The following is a 17222-nucleotide window of genomic DNA, read 5'->3' as shown; positions in this document are numbered from 1 at the left end:
GCGCAGGTGAGCAAGACCACCCCTAGGGTCGGCGCGTGAACGTGCCCGGCATCGACGTCCCCGATCACCGCGGGAGGACCGGCCTGGACCAGGTGGGCCGCGACCTCACGGGCAACCCGGACGTCGTCGTGGAGGACGTCGAGCTGCTCGCCAGCGGCTGGCACGTGCTGCGGCGGACGACGCTGCGGCGGCGCCGTCCGGACGGCGCCTGGACCACCGAGCAGCGGGAGACCTACGACCGCGGCAACGGCGCCACGCTGCTGGTGTACGACGTCGACCGGCGCACCGTCCTGCTCAGCCGCCAGTTCCGCTTCCCCGTCTACGTCAACGGCCACCCCGACGGGATGCTGCTGGAGACCGCGGCCGGCCTGCTCGACGACGAGTCGCCGGAGGACGCCGTGCGCCGCGAGGTCGAGGAGGAGCTGGGCGTCACCGTGGGCGACGTGCAGCACGTGTTCGACGTCTTCATGAGCCCGGGCTCGGTGACCGAGCGGCTGCACTTCTTCGCCGCGCCCTACTCCCCCGCCGACCGCACCGGCGACCGCGGCGGGGTCGAGGAGGAAGGAGAGGACATCGAGGTCGTGGAGCTCGGCTTCGACGAGGCGCTCGACATGATCGACGACGGCCGGATCGCCGACGCCAAGACCGTGATGCTCCTGTACTGGGCCGCGCTGCGTGGCCCGTTCAGGAGCTGAGGCGGCCCTTCGCCAGCCCGATGTAGTGGTCGACCAGGGAGGCGTCGTCGACCGCACCCGGGTTGACCGCCTTCGCCGGGTCGACGCCCTGGAACAGCCGCTTGAGCGGCACCTCCAGCCGCTTGCCGGTGCGGGTGTGCGGCACCCCGGGGACGGCGACGATCTCGTCGGGCACGTGCCGCGGTGAGGCCTGCGACCGGATCGCCTGCCTCAGCCGGTCGCGGAGCTCGTCGGTGAGCTCCGCACCGGGCGCGAGCTGCACGAACAGCGGCATCCAGTAGCCCCCGTCGGGCTGTTCGACGCCCAGGACGACGCAGTCGAGGACCTCGGGGACCGACTCGACCGCGGCATAGATGTCGGCGGTGCCCATCCGCACGCCGCCGCGGTTGAGCGTGGAGTCCGAGCGGCCGGTGATGAGGCAGGTGCCCCGCTCGGTGATCTCCAGCCAGTCGCCGTGCCGCCAGACCCCGGGCCACGGCTCGAAGTAGGCCTCCCGGTAGCGGACGTCGCCCGGGTCGTTCCAGAAGCGCAGCGGCATCGAGGGCATCGGCTCGGTGATCACCAGCTCGCCCAGCTCACCGATCACCGGCTCCCCGTCCTCGTTCCAGGACGCCGCGGCGACGCCGAGCATCGGCCGCTGCAGCTCCCCGACGGTCACCGGCAGGAGCGGGGAGGCGCCGATGAAACCGGTGGCGACGTCCGTTCCGCCCGACAGCGAGCCCAGGAACACGTCGGACTTCACCGCGTCGTAGACCCAGCGGAAGGACGCCGACGGCAGCGGGGAGCCCGTGACCCCGATCGAGCGCAGCGTCGACAGGTCATGCTGCTCGCCCGGCTCGACGCCGGCCTTCTCGCAGGCCATCAGGTAGCCCGGGCTGGTGCCGAGGTAGTTCAGGCCGGTCCGCGCGACGAGGGCGAACTGGGCGTCGACCGTGGGATAGGCCGGCGCGCCGTCGTAGACGACGATCGTGGCGCCGGTGAGCAGCCCGCAGGTCGCGATGTTCCACATGATCCAGGCGGTCGAGGCGTACCAGAACAACCGGTCGCCGGCGCCGACGTCGAGATGCATGCCCAGCTGCTTGCGCTGCTCGAGGACGACGCCGCCGTGCCCGTGCACGATCCCCTTCGGCAGCCCGGTGGTGCCCGAGGAGTAGACGATCCACAGCGGTGCGTCGAACGGCAGCGCCGCGAACGACGGCTCCTGCTCGTCCGCGACCGCCTCGGCCCACGCCAGCGCACCGTCGGGCACGTCGTCCGGGAACAGCCGGGGGACGGCGACCGTCGTCCGCACCGTCGGCAGTGCGGTCCGGAGCTCGGCGACGACGTCCCGGCGGTCGTACTCCTTGCCGTTGAACCGGTACCCGTCGACGGCGACCAGCACCGTGGGCTCGATCTGGGCGAACCGGTCGAGGACGGCGCGGGTGCCGAAATCGGGCGCGCAGGAGGACCAGACGGCTCCGATCGAGGCCGCGCCGAGGAACGCGATCACCGCCTCGGGCACGTTCGGCAGATAGCCCACCACCCGGTCACCGGGCTGCACGCCGAGCCGCCGCAGGGTCGCGGCGAAGGCCCCCACCTGGCCGCGCAGCGTGGCCCACGAGATCTCGACCGGGTCGGTGTCCTCCGCGACCACGATCAGCGCCGGCCGCTCGTCACTGGCGTACCGCAGGGCCTGCTCGGCGAAGTTGATCGTGCGGCCGGGGAACCAGACGGCCCTGGGCATCTCGCGGGAGGCCAGGACCTCGTCGTCGGGGACGCCGGGCAGCACGTCGCTCCAGGTGGCCACGTCGGCCCAGAACTGGTCGAGGTGCTCCACCGACCAACGCCACAGGGCGTCGTAGTCCGTCGGGTCGCCGAAGTCGAGGCCGCGGCGCTCGGCCACCCAGGCGGCGAACTGCGCGAGGCGGGTCGTGCGGATGCTCTCGGGGGTGGGCGCCCAGAGCACCTGAGGAGACTCAGTCACGTCCGCACCATGCCATCCTGTGCCGACGTCGACCACGGCACGCCCCCCAGCCGCCCAGGAGCACCCGTGCAGCCCGAATCCCCGGCCGAGCACAACGTGCTGGGCGGCCCGCTGCAGCCCTGCGGGATCGACCCGGTCACCGGTTTCTACCGCGACGGGCACTGCACCAGCGGCCCGGAGGACCTGGGCTCGCACACGGTCTGCACGGTCGTCTCGGCCGACTTCCTGGCCCTGCAGCGCGACCTCGGCAACGACCTGTCGACGCCGCGTCCGGAGTACGGCTTCCCCGGGCTGAAGCCCGGAGACCGGTGGTGCGTCGTCGCCGTCCGGTGGCTGCAGGCCTACCAGGCGGGCGCCGCCGCGGGCGTCGTGCTGGCCGCCACGAACGAGCGCGCGCTGGAGATCGTCCCGATCGAGGCCCTGCGCCAGCACGCGGTCGACGTCCCCGACGACATCAGCGGCCTGGAGTGAACCCATCTCGCGGCCGGGTACCGCGTCGTCCGTGACCCACCCCGACCTCACCTTCTACCTCGACCCCGTGTGCCCGTTCGCCTGGATGACCAGCAGGTGGATCCGCTCGGTCGCGGCCCAGCGTGACTACACCGTCGACTGGCGATTCATCTCCCTGCGCCTGCTCAACGCCCACGTCGACTACGCGGCGCAGTTCCCGCCCGACTACGAGGCCGGCCACACCGACGGCCTGCGCCTGCTCCGGGTCGCCGCTGCCGCCCGGGCCGAGTCCGGGCCGACCGCCGTCGGCCCGCTGTACGAGGCGTTCGGCCGCCGGATCTTCGAGGTGGAGCAGCCGCCGGCTTCGGGTCAGCGGGGCACGGCCGACGTCGCCGAGCCGGCTCTCGTCGAGGCCGGGTTGCCTGCCCGGCTGGCCGAGGCGCTGGACGACGAGAGCTGGGACGCCGAGATCCGGGCGGAGACCGACGAGGCGCTGGCACTGACCGGCAAGGACGTCGGGACGCCGATCCTGCACTTCCGGCCGCCGGACGGCGCCGCCTTCTTCGGGCCGGTCATCAGCCGGCTCCCCTCGGACGAGGACGCGGTCGCCCTGTGGGACCACGTGGTCTCCCTCGCGGCGTTCCCGGGCTTCGCCGAGCTGAAGCGGAGCCTGCGCGAGCAGCCGCAGCTGCCCTCGTTCGGGGTGCGGCCCGGTGAGGTCGGCAAGCAGGAGGACTGGCACGGCGGCAGCCGCCGCCTGAAGCGGTAGCCCGGCCTCGTGCCCGGCGGACAGTTGCGCTCTGCTCCGTCCTGGTCAGCAGAGCTCAACTGTCGCCGAGGAAGGTGCCCGAAGGCGGAATGGGCAGGCCGGGCCAGGCGCTGACGGCGGCATGAGCGATCTCCTCGACCTGCCGATCACCACTCTGGACGGCGAACCGACCACGCTGGGCGCGCTGACCGGCGGCCGGCCGGCGCTCCTGGTCAACGTGGCCAGCCGTTGCGGGCTGACCCCGCAGTACGCCGGACTCGAGAAGCTGCACGAAGAGTTCGCCGACCGCGGGTTCACGGTCGTGGGGTTTCCCTGCAACCAGTTCATGGGCCAGGAACCCGGCACGTCCGAGGAGATCGCGGAGTTCTGCTCGGCGACCTACGGCGTCACCTTCCCGATGACGGAGAAGGTCGAGGTCAACGGCCCGGACGCGCACCCGGTCTTCCAGCGGCTGACCGCCGTCCCGGACGCCGACGGTGAGGCCGGCCCCGTGCAGTGGAACTTCGAGAAGTTCGTCATCGACGGCACCGGCGAGGTCGTGGGCCGGTTCCGTCCCCGGACCGAGCCGGACGCCGCCGAGATCCGCGCTGCGATCGAGTCGGTACTCCCCGTCTGAGCTACGAGGACAGCGCGGCAGGCACCTCGGGAAGCGGGGTCGGCACCGGCGTCGCGCGGGCGGTCTGGGCCAGGACGATCCCGGTGAGGACGACGACGCCGCCGGCCACCTGCCACCCCGACAGCACCTGCTGGACCCACAGCCACGCCACGATCGAGGCGAACACGGGCTCCGCCGTGGCGACCAGCCCGGCGGCGGTCGGCGAGAGATGTCGCAGAGCGGCGATCGAGAGCCAGAACGGCAGGATCGCGCCGAGGACGACGATCCAGAGGACCAGCACCCACAGCGGCACGGTCAGCGTGCCGAGTTGCACCGGGACAGGCGTGCCGAGGTCGGTGTCGAACTCCCACCAGGGGGCGGCTCCCGCCCAGAACACGGCCGCGGCGACGAAGCTCCAGCAGGTGAGGGCCACCGGATCGCGGGTCGCGGTGCCGCGCTCGCCCAGCAGGTAGTAGGCGGCCAGGCACAGCGCCGCGATGAGCGCCGCCCCCACGCCGCGCGCGTTGAGCGACCCGCCGTCCTGCCACACCTCGGCGACGAGGATCAGCCCCGACAGCGAGAGCAGCAGCGCCAGCCACAGCCGGCTGCGCACCTTCTCCTTGCGCACCAGCCAGACGTAGAGCGCGATGAACACCGGTGCCGTCATCTCGAAGACGAGCGCGATGCCGACCGGCATCCGGCGGATCGCGTAGTAGTAGAGGAACTGCGTCATGGCGACGCCCACGACGCCGAAGACGGCGAGGAACGGCACCTCGCGCCACGTGACCCGCAGCCGCCGTGGCGCCACCGCCGCCAGGACGGCGAGCATGCAGACGGCGGCGCCCGTGCAGCGCAGCGCGGTCAGCCGGGTCGGCGGGATCCCGGCCTGCAGGGCGAGCATCGACACCGTGCCGTTGACTCCGAACAGCGCGGCCGAGGCGAGGGTCAGCGCGTAGCCGGCGGCGGGGCGGGCAGCGCGGGTCACAGCGGGACGGTAGTCCCCAACCGCGCCCGAGCCACCTACTGGTCCGCCGGGTCTAGCGTGGCGCCGTGCCCACCCCCGACGAGATGCTGAGTGCCGTCACCGACTCGATGGCCGACCGGACCGGGCGCACGCTCGAGGAATGGGTCGAGCTGGTGGCCGGCTCGGGCGTCGACCCGCTGGACCAGAACGCCGTGCGGCGCTGGCTGCGCGAGGTGCACGGGGTGAAGCAGAACAGCCAGTGGGCGATCGCCGACGCCGCCGCCCGCACCTCGGGGTGGGTCCGGCCGTCCGTCGAGGAGTACGTCGACGGCCAGTTCACCGGGAAGAAGGCCGCGCTGCGGCCGGTGTTCGACGCGGTGCGGGCGGCCGCGCTGGCGCTCGGCGACGACGTCACGGTCGAAGGCAGGGGGACGATCGTGCCCTTCGTCCGGCGCCGCCAGTTCGCCGCCACGGCGACGACGACGTCGCGGCTTGACCTCGGCCTCCGCCTGCCCGACCCGCCCGCCGGCACGCGGCTCACGCCGGCCACCGCCCCCGGGCAGGCGACCCACAAGCTGGCACTGCACACGCCGGACGACGTCGACGACGAGGTGCGCGCCCTGCTGCGGGCGGCGTACGAGCAGAACGGCTGAGCGGCACACTGGGCCGGGTGGAGACCAAGTCACCGTGGTCGGTGCGGCGCCGCCGCACCCTGCTGGGTCTCGGCGCCGCCGTCGTGCTGTGCGGGATCGGCGCCGCGGCGTTGCCCGACGAGTGGGGTGCGACATCCCTCTACCTCGCGGCCCTCTGCGCGTTCCTGCTGGTCGTCGCCGTCGTGGTGTTCGTCGCGATCCCCGGACCGGGCACCCTGCAGGCCCTGGCGCGCACCGTCCCGCTCGCCGGAGCGGTGCTGGTCGTCGCCGTCCTGCTGCTGCTGTCGGCCCCCGGACTGCGGTGGCCGTGGGCGCTGATCTCGATCGCTGCGGCGACCTGGACGGCCGCGGCGGTGTGGGAGACCCGCCGCTCGGGGGGCTGACCGACGACGGAAGACTGCCCTGTATGGATCTGCCCGCCTCCCTCTACGTGCCGGTCGACGGTGGCTACGAGGCCACCGCGCTGACCATCGGCCCGTGGGACCCCGGCCTGCAGCACGCCGGTCCCCCGGCGGCCCTGCTGCTCCGCGAGGCGGAGTCGGCCAGCGCCATCGACGGCGGCCAGACCGTGCGCCTGGCGTACGACATCTTCGGGCCGGTGCCGGTCGGGCCGATCCGGGTGGCTGCGTCCGTCGTCCGTCCCGGACGGCGGATCGAGCTGGTGGAGGCCGTCATCACGGCCGGCAGCGACCGCCCGCTCATGCGGCTGTCGGCCTGGCGCATGCGCACCCGGGAGGGTGACGTCGCCGCGACGGAGGCCGGCCCGCACCCGGCCGCCGTCGGGTGGCAGGACAGCCGGTCGGAGGTCGCCGAGTTCTTCACCGAGGACGTCGCCTACCACCGGGCGCTGGAGTGGCGGTTCCCGACGGGCAGCTTCAACGCGCCCGGCCCGGCCTCGGCCTGGACGCGGCCGGAGTGCGAGCTGGTGGCCGGCGAGCCGATGACGCCGCTGCAGCACCTGCTCGTGATGACCGACGCCGCCAGCGGCATCTCGGCCGAGCTCGACTGGAACACGAACTCGTTCGCCAACGTCGACCTGAGCCTCGCGCTGCACCGCGCACCGCAGGGGGAGTGGCTGGGGATGGACGCACGGACGGTCTACGGCGGCACCGGCGCCGCCCAGTGCTATGCCGTCCTGTTCGACGAGGCCGGAGCGGTCGGACGCTCGACGCACGCGCTGTTCGTGGAGCCGCGATGATGGCACCGATGACGAACGAACTCCTCGCCGCACAGGCCAGCCCCGTCACGGAGCTGCGCGACTGGTTGTCCGGGCGTGGCCTGGAGGTCGTGCTGATCGTCCTCGGCTCGATCCTGCTCGCCCGGTTCGTGGCCTGGATCGGTGCGCGCACCACCGAGCGGATCGATCGCCGGGCGACGGGGGGCGACGTCCTGGTCCGCTCCGAGGCGGCCAAGCACCGGCACTCCCTCACCCAGGTGCTCACCTGGGCGGCCATCGTGCTCATCTACTCGATCGCCGTCTTCTTCGTGCTCGACCGGCTGGGCGTCCCCGTGACCGGCCTGGTCGCGCCGGCCACCGTGCTCGGCGTCGGACTGGGCTTCGGCGCCCAGCGGATCGTCGGTGACGTGCTGGCCGGGTTCTTCATCATCACCGAGCGGCAGTACGGCTTCGGCGACGTCGTGTCCATCCAGGTGGTCGGCGGGGGTGACCCGGCGACCGGGACCATCGAGGACGTCACCCTGCGCGTCACGCGGATGCGCTCCCCCAACGGCGAGGTCGTGACCGTTCCGAACGGCCAGATCGTCAAGGTGACCAACCTGTCGCGCGACTGGGCGCGGGCCGTGGTCGACGTCCCGATCCCGACCACCGTCGACGTCAACCGGGTGAACGAGATCCTGCGGGAGGTGGGGCGGGCGGCCTTCCGCGACCCGGGCCTGCGACCGCTGCTGCTCGACCCGCCGACCGTCATGGGCGTCGAGAGCCTGGGCCTGGACCAGGTGAACGTGCGCGTGGTCGCCCGCACCCTGCCCGGCAAGCAGTTCGAGGTCGGCCGTGACCTGCGCGCCCGCGTGGTCCTCGCGTTCCGCGACCAGGGGCTCAGCGTGCCCCCGCCGCCGCCGGTCGAGACCCAGTCGGCCGCGGACGAGCTCGCGCGGGAGGAGCGATGAGCGACACGACCCCGCAGCCCGCCGCCACGCCCGAGGTCACCCGCTCGCCCTGGCACATCTCCCGCATCCCGGGACATCTCGGTCGGGCGCGCACGTCGACCCTCGTCCTGGCCGTCCTGTTCGTCGCGATCTTCGCGCTGTACCTGTACGTCAAGCCGGAGACGCCGGCCCCGGCGACCGGTGGCACCGAGGTGCCCGTGTCCACGACGGCCCCGGCGCCGACGACGGCGGCCCGGACCACGACGCCGGAGCAGACCTCGGAGCAGCAGCCGACGACGTCCGAGGCGCCCACGACCACCGCGCCCTCCGAGGACACCACGACGGCGACCCTGCCGAGCGACAGCGGCGTGCCGACCACGACCTCGCCCTCACTGCCGACACCGACCGTGAGCCCACCGACCGGCTGACGATCTCGACGGTCGCCCACAGGAGTGACGATCGGGACCGTGACTCCGTCGAGACCGGCGGAGCGGCCGGATCGGGCATGATCACCCCGTCGGACACACCAGTCGGACACACGAAGGAGATGCTCCGTTGTCCAGAACCCCCCTGACCCGCCGCGCCGGCGTCGCGACGCTCGCCGCCATGGCGCTCGTCCTCACGGCCTGTGGGGACAATTCCGGCGGCAGCTCGGCCGGGGGCAGCTCCGCCTCCGGCACGGCGTCGCTCCCGTCGGTCTCCGCCGACGACCAGCTGGCCGGGATGGTTCCCGACGCCGTCAAGAAGGACGGCGTCATCACCGTCGGCAGCGACACCACCTACGCGCCCAGTGAGTTCATCGCCGAGGACGGCGAGACGATCGTCGGGTTCGACGTCGACCTGTTCACCCTGGTCGCGCAGAAGCTCGGCCTGAAGGCCAAGTTCGAGACCGCGCCGTTCGACTCGATCATCGCCGGCGTCGGATCGCAGAAGTACGAGGCGGGTGTCTCCTCGTTCACGATCAACCCCGACCGGCTCCAGCAGGCCAACATGATCAGCTACTTCTCCGCCGGTACCCAGTGGGCGACCAAGAAGGGCAACCCGGAGAAGGTCGACATCGACAACGCCTGCGGCCTGAAGATCGCCGTCCAGAAGGCCACCGTCCAGGTCGACGACCTGACCAAGCGGTCCGACGACTGCACCGCCGCCGGCAAGAAGGCCATCACCATCGACCAGTACGACGGGCAGGACGAGGCGACCGCTGCCGTCGTCTCGGGCAAGGACGTCGCCGGGCTCGCCGACTCCCCGGTCGAGGCCTACGCCGTGAGCCAGACCAAGGGCCAGCTCGAACTGCTCGGCGACATCTACGACTCCGCCCCCTACGGCTACGTCGTCGCCAAGGATCAGACCCAGTTCGCCGACGCGATCCAGAAGGCCCTGGAGTCGCTGATCCAGGACGGCACCTACAAGAAGGTGCTCGCGAAGTGGGGCGTCGAGGCCGGTGCCATCGACAACCCGACGGTGAACCCCCCGGCCAGCTGACGCCATGACGCTGGAGAGCACGACCCGGCCGGCACCGCCCGAGGAGATCCGGGCGGTGCCGGTCCGGCACCCCGGCCGCTGGGTCGCCGCGGCCGTCATCGCCGTCCTGGCGCTGATGTTCGTGCACATGCTGATCACGAACCCCGTGTTCCAGTGGGGGTTCATGTTCGACAACATGTTCCGGCCGCCGGTTCTGCGCGGCGTGCAGACGACGCTGGTCATGACCGTCCTCGCGATGCTGGTCGGCGTCCTGCTGGGCATCGTCATCGCGGTCATGCGGCTCTCGCCGAACCCGGTCGTCTCCGGCGCCGCCTGGGCCTACGTGTGGTTCTTCCGGGCCATCCCGCGCCTGGTCCTGCTGTTCTTCTGCGCCAGCCTCGGCGCGCTCTACGGCACCTACGCCATCGGCATCCCGTTCGACCACCAGCTCATGAGCCTGCTCGGCCTCCACGGCGACCTGCGCTTCCTCGGCCTCGACGGCAACCAGATCTTCAGCGGTTTCTTCGCCGGTCTGCTGGGCCTGTCGCTGTCCGAGGGGGCCTACATGGCCGAGATCGTGCGAGCCGGCATCCAGTCGGTCGACCCGGGCCAGACCGAGGCCGCGACCGCGCTGGGCATGAGCCGCGGCCGGGCACTGCGCCGCATCGTGCTGCCCCAGGCGATGCGGGTGATCATCCCGCCCACGGGCAACGAGACGATCGCGATGCTCAAGGACACCTCGCTGCTCATCGCGGTCCCGGTCAGCAACGAGCTGAACTTCCAGCTGCGCGCCATCGGCAGCCGCACGTTCCAGGTCATCCCGATGGCCGTGGCCTCGATCCTCTGGTACCTCGCGCTGTCGAGCGTGCTGATGGTGGGCCAGTACTTCCTCGAGCGGCGGTTCAGCCGCGGGTTCGGCGCGCGGGAGACGCGCGCCCAGCGGGCCGAGCGGGTCGCCCGGTCGGTGGGAGGCACGCATTGACCGAGACCAGCGGGCGGACGCCGATGGTGAAGGCTCCGAGCAGGTGCACAAGGCGTTCGGCCACCTCGAGGTGCTCAAGGGCATCGACCTGGAGGTCGCCGAGCGCGAGGTCATGTGCATCATCGGTCCCTCCGGGTCCGGGAAGTCCACGTTCCTGCGCTGCATCAACCACCTGGAGAAGATCGACGCCGGCCGGCTGTCGGTGGGCGGCAACCTGGTCGGCTACCGCGAGTCCGGCGGGAAGCTGCACGAGCTGCGCGACCGCGAGGTGGCCGAGCGCCGCCGCGACATCGGCATGGTCTTCCAGCGGTTCAACCTCTTCCCGCACATGACGGCGCTGGAGAACGTCACCGAGGCGCCGATCCAGGTCCGCGGCGTGGCCAAGGCGGCCGCCCGCGAGCGGGGCCGGGAGCTGCTCGATCGGGTGGGCCTCGGCGACAAGGCGAACGCCTATCCCAACCAGCTCTCCGGCGGCCAGCAGCAGCGCGTGGCGATCGCCCGCGCGCTGGCCATGGAGCCCAAGCTGATGCTCTTCGACGAGCCGACGTCGGCGCTGGACCCCGAGCTGGTCGGCGAGGTGCTCGACGTCATGCGCGACCTCGCCCGGGCCGGCATGACGATGGTGGTCGTCACCCACGAGATGGGCTTCGCCCGCGAGGTCGGTGACACCCTGGTGTTCATGGACGGCGGGGTGGTCGTCGAGTCCGGAGACCCGCGGCAGGTGCTGACCGACCCCCAGCACACCCGCACGAAGGCGTTCCTCTCCAAGGCGCTCTAGAAGCTCGTCACGACCGCGATCCCGGGCTGCCGGCCGACGTCGGCCAGCGCGGCCGCGGCGTCGTCGAGGCCGAGGCGGCGGGTAATCAGCGGCCGCGGGTCCAGGCGGCCGGCGGCGATCAGGCCGAGCAGCTCCGGATAGGCGTGCGCCGGCATGCCGTGACTGCCGAGGACCTGGAGCTCACGGCTGATGACCCGCTCCATGGGCACCTCCGGGCGCCCCTGCGCGGGGGGCAGCAGACCGACCTGCACGTGCCGCCCCCGCGGGCGGAGGCTGTTGATCGAGTTCCCGCAGGTGACGGCGGCGCCGAGGGCATCGAGGGAGACGTGGGCGCCCCCGCCGCTCAGCTCGGCCACCGCGTCCGGCACGTCCGCGCCGCCGTCCACGGCGTGCTCCGCACCCAGCGCGCGGGCCAGCTGCAGGGCGCCCGGGGCCACGTCGACGGCGATCACCCGCGCGCCGGCCGCCGACGCGATCTGCACGGCCGACAGGCCCACCCCGCCGCAGCCGTGCACGGCCACCCACTCCCCGGCCCGCACCCGGGCCACGTGCACGACGGCCCGGAAGGCGGTCGCGTACCGGCAGCCCAGCGCGGCCGCCGTCGCGAGGTCCAGCTCGTCGGGGACGGCGACCAGGTTCACGTCGGCTGCGTCGAGCGCGACGAACTCGGCCATCGACCCCCAGTGCGTGAAACCCGGCTGGGTCTGGCGGGCGCACACCTGCTGGTCGCCCGCCGCGCACTGCGCACAGGTGCCGCAGGCGTTGACGAACGGCACGGTCACCCGCTCCCCGACGCGCCAGTCCGCCACTCCCGGGCCGACCGCGGCCACCGTGCCGGCCAGCTCGTGACCGGGCACGTGGGGCAGGACGACGTCCGGGTCGTGCCCCTGCCAGGCGTGCCAGTCGCTGCGGCAGACGCCGCTGGCCGCGACCCGCACGACGACGCCGCCCGGCGGCGGCTCCGGGGCAGCGACCTCCCGCACCTCGAGCGGACCACCGAAGGAGTCGAAGACCAGCGCGCGCACGCCCTCAGCCTGCCGGATCCCTCGGACCCGCCATCCGTCCGCCTGCCGACCCGCTCGGCGCGTCCCACGGTGCTCCCACCAGGCAGACGATGATCAACATCACCATGGGCACCCGGTCCACTGTGTGAGACGGATGTTTCACGTGAGACATCGTCCCTCTACGATCGGTACTGGCTCACGAGAGGCAGCGACAAGCACCTGGCTGGCTGCCCGGCAACCTCTACTCCGTCTGAGGTGCTCCAGGGGAAGAGCCGGTCGGACGGCGCCCGTCGTCCGGCAAGACGGAGTCCTCGCGCGCCGCGGGTTCTCCCGACCGAGAGGAGACGGCGCATGAGCGACCCGCAGAGCTGGAGCTTCGAGACCCGGCAGATCCACGCCGGCACCACCCCCGACCCGACCACGGGCGCCCGCGCGCTGCCCATCTACGCGACCACGGCATATCAGTTCCGCGACAGCCAGCACGCCGCCGACCTGTTCGCGCTGGCCGAGATGGGCAACATCTACACGCGGATCATGAACCCGACGCAGGACGCGCTCGAGCAGCGCGTCGCTTCGCTCGAGGGCGGTGTGGCAGCCCTGGCGGTGGCGAGCGGCATGTCCGCCACCACCCTCGCGCTCCTCAACGTGGCAGAGAACGGGGACCACGTCGTCGCGTCCGCCTCGCTCTACGGAGGCACGTACAACCTGCTGCACCACTCGCTGCCCAAGCTGGGCATCACCGTCTCCTTCGTCGAGGACCCCGACGACCCCGAGGCGTGGCAGGCGCTCGTGCAGGAGAACACCAAGGCGTTCTTCGGCGAGACCATCGGCAACCCCAAGGGCGACATCCTCGACATCGAGGCCGTCGCCGGGGTCGCGCACCGCAACGGCGTCCCGCTGATCGTCGACAACACCATCGGGACGCCGTTCCTCGTCCGGCCGTTCGAGTTCGGCGCCGACGTCGTCGTCCACTCCGCGACCAAGTACCTGGGCGGCCATGGCACGGCGATCGCCGGGATCATCGTCGACGGCGGCACCTTCGACTGGGGCAGCGGGAAGTTCCCCGGCTTCACCACGCCGGACCCGACGTACCACGGCGTGGTCTACAAGGACCTGGGTGCGCCCGCGTACGCGCTCAAGGCACGGGTGCAGCTGCTGCGCGACCTGGGGCCGGCGATCTCGCCGTTCAACGCGTTCCTCGTCGTCCAGGGCATCGAGACGCTGTCCCTGCGCATGGAGCGGCACGTCGAGAACACCCTGAAGGTCGCGCAGTTCCTCGAGGCCCACGACGAGGTCGACTCGGTGAACTACCCGAGCCTGGCGTCGTCCCCGTGGCACGCGGCGCAGCAGAAGTACGCCCCGCGGGGCGCCGGTGCGGTGCTGACCTTCGAGCTGCACGGGGGCCGCGAGGCCGGCCGGAAGTTCGTCGAGGCGCTCGAGCTGCACAGCCACGTCGCCAACATCGGCGACGTCCGCAGCCTGGTGATCCACCCCGCGTCGACGACGCACTCGCAGCTCACCGCCGAGGAGCAGCTCACCACCGGTGTCACGCCGGGCCTGGTGCGCCTGGCCGTCGGCCTGGAGGGCATCGAGGACATCCTCGCCGACCTCGAGGCCGGCTTCCGGGCCGCCAAGAGCGCCTGAGATGGGCGGGTGGGTCGAGGGTGATCCGGCGGGCGACCGCCGGTTCCTCGACCTGCCCGGCTCGTTCCGACCCGAGCGCGGGGGCCTGATCCCCGGGGTACGGGTCGCCTACGAGACGTGGGGCACGCTCGACGGGGACGGCGGCAACGCGGTCCTCGTCGAGCACGCGCTCACCGGGGACAGCCACGTGGTCGGCCCGGCCGGCCCCGGGCACCCGACCGGCGGTTGGTGGGACGGGCTGATCGGCCCGGGGCGCGCGCTGGACACCGATCGATTCTTCGTCGTCTGCGCGAACGTCCTCGGCGGCTGCCAGGGGACGACGGGCCCGTCCTCCCCCGGTCCGGACGGCGGCCGGTGGGGCGCCCGGTTCCCGGAGGTGACCGTCGGTGACCAGGTGCGCGTGGAGGCGGCCCTGGCGGACGCCCTCGGCATCGACCGCTGGGCGTGCGTCGTGGGTGGCTCGATGGGCGGCATGCGGGCCCTGGAGTGGGCGGTGGCCCTGCCCGACCGGGTCGCGACGCTGCTCTTCCTGGCCTCCAGCGCGGTCGCCTCGGGTGACCAGATCGGCACCCAGACCACGCAGCAGGCCGCGATCCGCTCCGATCCCCGCTGGCGGGGTGGGGACTACCCGCTCGACGACCCGCCGCTGGCCGGCCTGGGCATCGCCCGCCGTATCGCGCACCTGACCTACCGCAGCGCCTGGGAGCTGAGCGAGCGCTTCGGCAACGAGGTGCAGGACGACGGCCGGTTCGCCGTGGCCTCCTACCTCGAGCACCACGCCGACAAGCTGGGACGACGGTTCGACGCGGGCAGCTACCTGCTGCTGACCGAGACCATGAACAGCTGGGACGTCGGCCGGGGCCGCGGCGGCGTGCAGGCGGCGCTGCGCCGGGTGACCGCGCGGACCCTGGTCGCCGGCGTCGACAGCGACCGCCTCTACCCGCTGGAGCAGCAGGCCCAGGTCGCCGACGCGCTCGGCGTCCCCCTGCGGGTGATCGCCTCGCCGTACGGGCACGACGGCTTCCTGATCGAGGTGGGCGCCGTCGGCGACCTGCTCCGCGAGCTGCTCGCCTCCTAGGGTCAGATCAGCCCGTGGGCGTGTACCGCCTGGGCGACCTCGAGGAAGCCGGCGACGTTCGCGCCGAGCACCAGGTCACCCGGTGAGCCGTACACCTCGGCGGTCTCGGCGCAGCGGGCGTGGATGCCGCGCATGATCTCCTCGAGCTTGGCCTCGCTGCGCTCGAAGCTCCAACTGTCCCGCGAGGCGTTCTGCTGCATCTCCAGGGCCGACGTCGCGACCCCGCCCGCGTTGGCGGCCTTGCCCGGGGCGAAGCCGATCCCGGCGGCGCGGAACAGCGCGACCGCCTCGGGGGTGGCGGGCATGTTGGCCCCCTCGACGACGTACTGACAGCCGTTGCGGGCCAGCGTGCGCGCGTCGCGGCCGTCCAGCTCGTTCTGGGTGGCACTGGGCATGGCGACGTCGCACGGGACGTCCCAGATGCGGCCCCGCGAGATGAAGTGGGCGCTGCCCACCCGGTCGGCGTAGTCGCTGATCCGGCCGCGCTCGCCCTCCTTGACGGTCTTGAGCACCTCGAGGTCGATGCCCTTCTCGTCGACGACGTAGCCGCTGGAGTCCGAGCAGGCCACCACCGTGCCGCCGAGCTGGTGCACCTTCTCGATGCCGTAGACGGCGACGTTGCCCGAGCCGCTGATCACGACCCGGCGGCCGTGGAACGACTCGTCGCGCGCGCTCATCATCGCGTCGGCGAAGTACGCGGCTCCGTAACCGGTCGCCTCGGTGCGGACCAGCGCGCCGCCCCAGCCGAGGCCCTTGCCCGTGATCACGCCGGACTCGTACCGGTTGGTGATCCGCTTGTACTGGCCGAACAGGTAGCCGATCTCGCGCGCGCCGACGCCGATGTCGCCGGCCGGGACGTCGGTGTACTCGCCGATGTGCCGGTAGAGCTCGGTCATGAACGACTGGCAGAACCGCATGACCTCGGCGTCCGAGCGGCCCTTCGGATCGAAATCGGAGCCGCCCTTGCCCCCGCCGATCGGCATGCCGGTCAGCGCGTTCTTGAACACCTGCTCGAAGCCGAGGAACTTGACGATGCCCAGGTTGACCGAGGGGTGGAACCGCAGGCCGCCCTTGTAGGGCCCCAGGGCGGAGTTGAACTCGACCCGGAAACCGCGGTTGATCTGCACCTCGCCGCGGTCGTCCTGCCACGGGACGCGGAAGATGATCTGGCGCTCGGGCTCGCAGATCCGCTCGACCGTCTTCATCTCGCTGAACTCGCGGTGACGTTGCAGCACGACGGCGAGGGAGTCGAGGACCTCCCGGACAGCCTGGTGGAACTCCTCCTCACCGCGGTTGCGGCGCAGCACCTCGTCATAGATGCCCTGCACCGTCGCGGACACGTCGACGGTCATGCCGCCCCACCGGACTGCTCGCGTGCGATCACGCTCCGACGGTACGGCCGGCCCTCCGCGTCCCTGCAGGGACCCACCCCGAGCAGGCGAGTGGTGGGGGCAGGGAGGTCCCCGCTCAGCTCATGTAGTCGCCGGGCACCATTCCCGCGGGTGGCAGCGGACGCCGGACCACGGGGCGCACCTTGCGCGCCGACGGCAGCCGCTCGGTGTAGCTGGCCGCGTTGCCGCGGATGTGCGCCATGTCGTCGTCCGTCGCCGGGCGGAGCACCTTGGCCGGGATGCCGCCGACGACGGAGTTCGGCGGCACCACGGTGCCGGGGGTCACCACCGCCCCGGCGGCGACGATCGACCCCGAGCCGATGTGCGCGCCGTTCATGACGATGCTGCCCATGCCGACGAGGACGTCGTCGTCGACCCGCGCCCCGTGCAGGACGACCCGGTGCCCCACGGTGACGCCCTTGCCGATGAGGAGCGGGAAGCCGGCGTCGGAGTGCAGCGTGCAGCCGTCCTGGACGTTGGAGCCCTCACCGATCTCGATCTGGTCGGCATCCGCCCGGGCGACGGCGCCGTACCAGATGCTGGCGTGCGGGCCCATCGTCACGGCCCCGACCACGACCGCCGTCGGGGCCACGAAGGCCTGGTCGTCGATCTGCGGCTTCCCGAAGTCCAGTTCCGCGATGTAGTTGTCGTGTTGCACGCCGTCCTCCTCGTTGCGCGTCGTCGGCGGC

19 protein-coding genes and 1 riboswitch are annotated in these 17222 nt (G+C 72.3%); of the genes, 14 read left to right on the top strand and 5 right to left on the bottom strand.

Annotation, left to right across the window (positions count from 1 at the left end; translation table 11 throughout):
• Nucleotides 1-35: 35 nt before the first annotated feature.
• Nucleotides 36-695 carry an NUDIX domain-containing protein gene (locus AC2H4J_RS11130; RefSeq protein WP_487464936.1) on the top strand — a complete coding sequence of 220 codons (660 nt, stop codon included), beginning with the start codon at nt 36-38 and terminating at the stop codon, nt 693-695.
• Here the strand turns inward: AC2H4J_RS11130 and AC2H4J_RS11125 are convergent.
• Complete coding sequence (locus AC2H4J_RS11125; RefSeq protein ID WP_487464935.1) at nt 685-2658, bottom strand: acetoacetate--CoA ligase; 1974 nt, start codon at nt 2656-2658, stop codon at nt 685-687. The genes AC2H4J_RS11130 and AC2H4J_RS11125 overlap by 11 nt on opposite strands.
• Nucleotides 2659-2724: 66 nt before the next feature.
• On the opposite strand from AC2H4J_RS11125, the gene AC2H4J_RS11120 reads away from it, so the two are divergent.
• The 3 genes from AC2H4J_RS11120 to AC2H4J_RS11110 all read left to right on the top strand — a co-directional run bounded on the left by AC2H4J_RS11120 (nt 2725) and on the right by AC2H4J_RS11110 (nt 4493).
• Entirely contained in the window at nt 2725-3129 is a 405-nt protein-coding gene (locus AC2H4J_RS11120) for a DUF2237 family protein (protein WP_487464934.1), read from the top strand.
• Between the two features lie 31 nt (nt 3130-3160).
• Nucleotides 3161-3877 carry a mycothiol-dependent nitroreductase Rv2466c family protein gene (locus tag AC2H4J_RS11115; protein ID WP_487464933.1) on the top strand — a complete coding sequence of 239 codons (717 nt, stop codon included), beginning with the start codon at nt 3161-3163 and terminating at the stop codon, nt 3875-3877.
• Between the two features lie 121 nt (nt 3878-3998).
• Complete coding sequence (locus AC2H4J_RS11110; protein WP_487464932.1) at nt 3999-4493, top strand: glutathione peroxidase; 495 nt, start codon at nt 3999-4001, stop codon at nt 4491-4493.
• A gap of 1 nt (nt 4494) precedes the next feature.
• Here the strand turns inward: AC2H4J_RS11110 and AC2H4J_RS11105 are convergent, their stop codons facing one another.
• Nucleotides 4495-5457, bottom strand: a complete 963-nt coding sequence (locus tag AC2H4J_RS11105) for an EamA family transporter (protein WP_487464931.1) — start codon at nt 5455-5457, stop codon at nt 4495-4497.
• 65 nt (nt 5458-5522) lie between these two features.
• Between AC2H4J_RS11105 and AC2H4J_RS11100 the strand changes: the two genes are divergently transcribed.
• From AC2H4J_RS11100 to AC2H4J_RS11065, 8 genes are all read left to right on the top strand, one after another.
• Nucleotides 5523-6089, top strand: a complete 567-nt coding sequence (locus AC2H4J_RS11100) for a DUF5655 domain-containing protein (RefSeq protein ID WP_487464930.1) — start codon at nt 5523-5525, stop codon at nt 6087-6089.
• A 17-nt stretch (nt 6090-6106) separates the two neighbouring features.
• A complete protein-coding gene (locus AC2H4J_RS11095) occupies nt 6107-6472 on the top strand; it encodes a hypothetical protein (protein WP_487464929.1) in 366 nt (121 codons plus the stop codon).
• Between the two features lie 23 nt (nt 6473-6495).
• Nucleotides 6496-7287, top strand: a complete 792-nt coding sequence (locus tag AC2H4J_RS11090) for a thioesterase family protein (RefSeq protein ID WP_487464928.1) — start codon at nt 6496-6498, stop codon at nt 7285-7287.
• An 8-nt stretch (nt 7288-7295) separates the two neighbouring features.
• Nucleotides 7296-8216: a mechanosensitive ion channel family protein gene (locus AC2H4J_RS11085; protein ID WP_487464927.1), complete on the top strand. Its 921-nt coding sequence runs from the start codon at nt 7296-7298 to the stop codon at nt 8214-8216.
• Nucleotides 8213-8623, top strand: coding sequence for an Rv3103c transmembrane domain-containing protein (locus AC2H4J_RS11080; protein ID WP_487464926.1), 411 nt, complete (start codon nt 8213-8215; stop codon nt 8621-8623). The genes AC2H4J_RS11085 and AC2H4J_RS11080 overlap by 4 nt, the downstream gene beginning before the upstream one ends.
• A gap of 127 nt (nt 8624-8750) precedes the next feature.
• Complete coding sequence (locus AC2H4J_RS11075; protein WP_487464925.1) at nt 8751-9677, top strand: ABC transporter substrate-binding protein; 927 nt, start codon at nt 8751-8753, stop codon at nt 9675-9677.
• A gap of 4 nt (nt 9678-9681) precedes the next feature.
• The gene (locus tag AC2H4J_RS11070) at nt 9682-10638 is read left to right on the top strand and encodes an amino acid ABC transporter permease (RefSeq protein WP_487464924.1); all 957 of its coding nucleotides are present in this window, start codon (nt 9682-9684) and stop codon (nt 10636-10638) included.
• Between the two features lie 43 nt (nt 10639-10681).
• The gene (locus AC2H4J_RS11065) at nt 10682-11416 is read left to right on the top strand and encodes an amino acid ABC transporter ATP-binding protein (RefSeq protein ID WP_487464923.1); all 735 of its coding nucleotides are present in this window, start codon (nt 10682-10684) and stop codon (nt 11414-11416) included.
• Here AC2H4J_RS11065 and AC2H4J_RS11060 read toward each other — a convergent pair.
• Nucleotides 11413-12441: a zinc-dependent alcohol dehydrogenase family protein gene (locus AC2H4J_RS11060; protein WP_487464922.1), complete on the bottom strand. Its 1029-nt coding sequence runs from the start codon at nt 12439-12441 to the stop codon at nt 11413-11415. The two genes, AC2H4J_RS11065 and AC2H4J_RS11060, sit on opposite strands and share 4 nt — an antisense overlap.
• A 173-nt stretch (nt 12442-12614) precedes the next feature.
• Nucleotides 12615-12730: riboswitch (SAM riboswitch) on the top strand.
• Between the two features lie 41 nt (nt 12731-12771).
• Here AC2H4J_RS11060 and AC2H4J_RS11055 point away from each other — a divergent pair.
• Both AC2H4J_RS11055 and metX read left to right on the top strand, forming a co-directional pair.
• Nucleotides 12772-14064 (top strand): bifunctional o-acetylhomoserine/o-acetylserine sulfhydrylase, encoded by a 1293-nt coding sequence (locus tag AC2H4J_RS11055; protein ID WP_487464921.1) that lies wholly within the window; start codon nt 12772-12774, stop codon nt 14062-14064.
• Nucleotide 14065: 1 nt separating this feature from the next.
• Nucleotides 14066-15142: a homoserine O-acetyltransferase MetX gene (metX, locus tag AC2H4J_RS11050; RefSeq protein ID WP_487464920.1), complete on the top strand. Its 1077-nt coding sequence runs from the start codon at nt 14066-14068 to the stop codon at nt 15140-15142.
• A 2-nt stretch (nt 15143-15144) separates the two neighbouring features.
• Here the strand turns inward: metX and gdhA are convergent, their stop codons facing one another.
• Both gdhA and AC2H4J_RS11040 read right to left on the bottom strand, forming a co-directional pair.
• The gene (gene gdhA / locus AC2H4J_RS11045; protein ID WP_487464919.1) at nt 15145-16494 is read right to left on the bottom strand and encodes an NADP-specific glutamate dehydrogenase; all 1350 of its coding nucleotides are present in this window, start codon (nt 16492-16494) and stop codon (nt 15145-15147) included.
• Between the two features lie 115 nt (nt 16495-16609).
• The gene (locus AC2H4J_RS11040; RefSeq protein WP_487464918.1) at nt 16610-17191 is read right to left on the bottom strand and encodes a gamma carbonic anhydrase family protein; all 582 of its coding nucleotides are present in this window, start codon (nt 17189-17191) and stop codon (nt 16610-16612) included.
• Between the last annotated feature and the right edge of the window lie 31 nt (nt 17192-17222).

Source organism: Blastococcus sp. OS1-29 (assembly GCF_057628075.1).
The sequence above is the reverse complement of the archived record's forward strand: the minus strand, read 5'-3'. Positions and strand labels throughout refer to the sequence as shown.

Coding starts and splice junctions, on each gene's coding strand:
- AC2H4J_RS11070 (WP_487464924.1), top strand. CDS start 9,682: ATGACGCTGGAGAGCACGACCCGGCCGGCACCGCCCGAGGAGATCCGG.
- AC2H4J_RS11080 (WP_487464926.1), top strand. CDS start 8,213: ATGAGCGACACGACCCCGCAGCCCGCCGCCACGCCCGAGGTCACCCGC.
- metX (WP_487464920.1), top strand. CDS start 14,066: ATGGGCGGGTGGGTCGAGGGTGATCCGGCGGGCGACCGCCGGTTCCTC.
- AC2H4J_RS11090 (WP_487464928.1), top strand. CDS start 6,496: ATGGATCTGCCCGCCTCCCTCTACGTGCCGGTCGACGGTGGCTACGAG.
- AC2H4J_RS11055 (WP_487464921.1), top strand. CDS start 12,772: ATGAGCGACCCGCAGAGCTGGAGCTTCGAGACCCGGCAGATCCACGCC.
- AC2H4J_RS11110 (WP_487464932.1), top strand. CDS start 3,999: ATGAGCGATCTCCTCGACCTGCCGATCACCACTCTGGACGGCGAACCG.
- gdhA (WP_487464919.1), bottom strand. CDS start 16,494: ATGACCGTCGACGTGTCCGCGACGGTGCAGGGCATCTATGACGAGGTG.
- AC2H4J_RS11085 (WP_487464927.1), top strand. CDS start 7,296: ATGACGAACGAACTCCTCGCCGCACAGGCCAGCCCCGTCACGGAGCTG.